Origin of the sequence: Hyphomonas sp. (assembly GCF_037969335.1) — a bacterium.
Taxonomy (GTDB): domain Bacteria; phylum Pseudomonadota; class Alphaproteobacteria; order Caulobacterales; family Hyphomonadaceae; genus Hyphomonas.
Genome location: NZ_JBBKXE010000121.1, coordinates 1 through 2889, shown reverse-complemented (window position 1 = coordinate 2889; position 2889 = coordinate 1). Strand labels below are relative to the sequence as shown.

General features: G+C 63.6%; 5 protein-coding genes. 4 read left to right on the top strand and 1 reads right to left on the bottom strand.

Features of this window, described 5'->3' with window-relative positions; genetic code table 11:
- Both purM and purN read left to right on the top strand, forming a co-directional pair.
- A partial coding sequence (gene purM, locus AADA04_RS09065) for a phosphoribosylformylglycinamidine cyclo-ligase (RefSeq protein ID WP_340692937.1) occupies window positions 1-912 on the top strand: 912 nt, incomplete at its 5' end.
- Complete coding sequence (gene purN / locus AADA04_RS09060; RefSeq protein ID WP_340692936.1) at window positions 909-1499, top strand: phosphoribosylglycinamide formyltransferase; 591 nt, start codon at window positions 909-911, stop codon at window positions 1497-1499. The genes purM and purN, both read left to right, overlap by 4 nt.
- On the opposite strand, the gene AADA04_RS09055 is transcribed toward purN, so the two are convergent.
- On the bottom strand, window positions 1496-1717 hold the full coding sequence (locus AADA04_RS09055) for a hypothetical protein (RefSeq protein ID WP_340692935.1): 222 nt from the start codon (window positions 1715-1717) through the stop codon (window positions 1496-1498). The genes purN and AADA04_RS09055 overlap by 4 nt on opposite strands.
- Window positions 1718-1998: 281 nt before the next feature.
- On the opposite strand from AADA04_RS09055, the gene AADA04_RS09050 reads away from it, so the two are divergent.
- Window positions 1999-2433, top strand: coding sequence for a GNAT family N-acetyltransferase (locus tag AADA04_RS09050; RefSeq protein WP_340692934.1), 435 nt, complete (start codon window positions 1999-2001; stop codon window positions 2431-2433).
- Window positions 2434-2509: 76 nt separating this feature from the next.
- On the top strand, window positions 2510-2881 hold the full coding sequence (locus AADA04_RS09045; RefSeq protein WP_340692933.1) for a hypothetical protein: 372 nt from the start codon (window positions 2510-2512) through the stop codon (window positions 2879-2881).
- Window positions 2882-2889 lie beyond the last annotated feature (8 nt).

Sequence of the window (2889 nt, the reverse complement as noted above, 5' to 3'; positions counted from 1 at the left end):
GGCGTGATGGGCGGCCTCGGCGGCTTCGGCGCCTTGTTTGATTTGAAGAAAGCTGGCTATGAGGACCCGATCCTCGTCTCCGGCACGGACGGCGTCGGCACCAAGCTGATGCTCGCCTTCGAGGCCGGGCGACACAATACGGTCGGCATCGACCTCGTTGCCATGTGCGCCAATGACGTGTTGGCCCAGGGCGCCGAGCCACTCTTTTTTCTCGATTATTTCGCGACCGGCAAACTCGAAGGTGGCATCGCCGAGGCAGTTGTTTCCGGCATTGCCGAAGGCTGCCGCCAGTCCGGCTGCGCCCTTGTCGGCGGCGAAACGGCCGAAATGCCCGGCATGTATCCGCCCGGCCACTATGACCTCGCCGGCTTCGTCGTCGGCGCCGTCGACCGCGACAAGGTCCTGCCGCGCATGGACGACATGGTGCCCGGCGACGTGCTGATCGGCATTGCCTCCTCCGGCCCGCATTCCAACGGCTATTCCCTGATCCGCCGCATCGTCGAGCGCGAAGGCCTGACCCATGCCTCGCCGTCGCCGTTCAGCAACCAGACGCTCGGCGAAGCCCTGCTGACGCCGACCCGCCTCTATTCGCATATCGTCCTGCCGCTGATCCGTTCAGGCGTCGTCAAAGGTCTCGCCCACATTACCGGCGGCGGCCTCACCGAGAACACGCCCCGCATGGTGCCGGACCACCTGACCCCGATTATCGACCGCACGGCCTGGACCCCGCTCCCGGTCTTCCAGTGGCTACAGCAGGCCGGCAATGTCACCGAAGACGAGATGCACCGCACCTTCAACATGGGCATCGGCCTCATCTTCGCCGTCGCCGCTGAAGACGCAGACGCCGCCATGGCCCAGCTCAATGACGCCGGCGAAACCCCCGTCATCCTCGGCCACCTCGCCGCGAAATGAAGCGTCTCAAGCTCGCGATCCTGATTTCCGGCCGCGGCTCGAACATGGAGGCGCTGCTGAAAGCCGCCGCCGCACCGGACTATCCGGCCGAGCCGGTCCTCGTCCTCTCCAACCGCCCCGACGCCATCGGCCTCGAAACCGCGTTGGAAGCGGGCGTACCGTCTCTCGCCATTGATCACAAAGCCTATGGCAAGGACCGCGAAGCCTTCGAGCGAGCCATGGACGCCGCCCTCACCGACGCAGGCACCGAGATCATCGCGCTGGCCGGTTTCATGCGGGTTCTCACTCCGTGGTTCGTTGAAAAATGGCAGGGCCGGATGATCAATATCCACCCCTCGCTCCTGCCGAAATACAAGGGCCTCGACACCCACCAGCGCGCCCTCGACGCAGGCGACGCCGAAGCCGGCGCCACCGTCCACTGGGTCAGCCCTGGCGTCGATGATGGCGAGATCATCCAGCAGGCCAGCCTGCCCATCCTGCCCGGCGACACGACCGACAGCCTCGCCGCCCGCCTCCTGCCGGTGGAGCACCAGCTTTACCCGGCAGCGCTGGCCAGGGCGTGCGCCGCGATCAAAGCCCGCCTTTAGGTCCCCGGCGGCTTCTTCAGGCTTTTCATCGCATCGGCCTTGGCGTCATCAATCGCCCGCCGCAGCGCGGAACTCACCGACGTTGCGCCATTGTTGAAGGCTTGCCCCGCTGCGCGCATCTCGTCGCAATTCGAACAGCGCGACACATTGATCGTGTTCTGCGCGCCGCACTTGGCGCACGTCCATTTGGGCATCGGAACATGTGGAACATGCGGCACGGGCTTCCCTCCCTGATCAGTCGACTCAAGCAAGAGGCGTCAAAACAGCCCCCAACGGGTCAACTCTTGGAAACAGGAGTCTGATGCGCTAGTCTCGCAACATCGAGCCGGAGATTTTATGTCCCGATAATATTGGCGCGCATGGTGCGGCCAAAACAAGTTGCAGAAGATCAGACTCGACGTGCCTCGTCACGCTGAGCCCTTTGAGTTGATTCACAAAATCCCAGGTAACGCGCGCCCGGCACCCGCCGGGGCGCAAACGATGAAAGGGGTCTCTGACAATGATCAGACCCTATACTGACCACGATGCAGACGCCGTGGTATCTATCTGGCGGACTGCCAGCGAACGCGCTCATCCGTTTCTGTCCGTTCCGTTTCTGGATGCGGAAGCCGAGAATGTCAGGAACGTCTATCCCAAGTTCGCTGAAATATGGGTGCTGGAAGACAATGCCACGCCCATCGGCTTTATCGCACTGATCGGCGCCGAAGTCGGCGCCATCTTCCTTCAGCCCGAACATCATGGACAAGGCCGTGGCCGCGCCATGATGGATTTCGCGGTATCCAAGAAGGGCGCCGTGACGCTTGACGTGTTCAAGGCCAATGCCATCGGCCGCGCCTTCTATGACCGGTACGGCTTCAAGCAAGTGGGTGAGTACGTCCACGAAGCCACCGGACAGGAGACGCTGCAAATGGCGTTCACGCCGCAAGCAGGCTGATAAATCCGGGGCGCCGCTTTCGGGTGGCGCCCCCACTTATCCACCCCCTCCCGACCTGCGCGTATAATGCGCCGCGATGCCAGCTTTCAGCCTTCTCACCCCCATGCCGGGCCTGCCCTGGTACCTGCTGCCGCTCTGGCCGCTCATCTTCTGGCGCATCCAGCGTTTGAAGCGCTGGTTCCGCGCGGCGGGTGGTCCGGGCAGCCAGATGCTCTGGGGCGTCATGTGGAATGGCCGCGTCGTCGTGCTGCAATTGTCGGATGACCTGTCCGGGCATCGTTCGGGCATTTTCCGTGCACCCGTATCGGACAGGCTGAGGCTTGCGTTCGCAGACACCACGTCCCCGTGCTCCCGGCGAATGCCGGGACCTCAGGCCATCCTGTCCGGACGTGCCGCACGAGATCCCGGCCTGCGCCGGGAATACGGATTCAATTTACCCGACACCTGACCCCGACC

What these genes read in the sequence shown, in the direction of transcription:
- AADA04_RS09045 (WP_340692933.1), top strand. Translation starts at nt 2,510, where the DNA reads ATGCCAGCTTTCAGCCTTCTCACCCCCATGCCGGGCCTGCCCTGGTAC.
- purN (WP_340692936.1), top strand. Translation starts at nt 909, where the DNA reads ATGAAGCGTCTCAAGCTCGCGATCCTGATTTCCGGCCGCGGCTCGAAC.
- AADA04_RS09050 (WP_340692934.1), top strand. Translation starts at nt 1,999, where the DNA reads ATGATCAGACCCTATACTGACCACGATGCAGACGCCGTGGTATCTATC.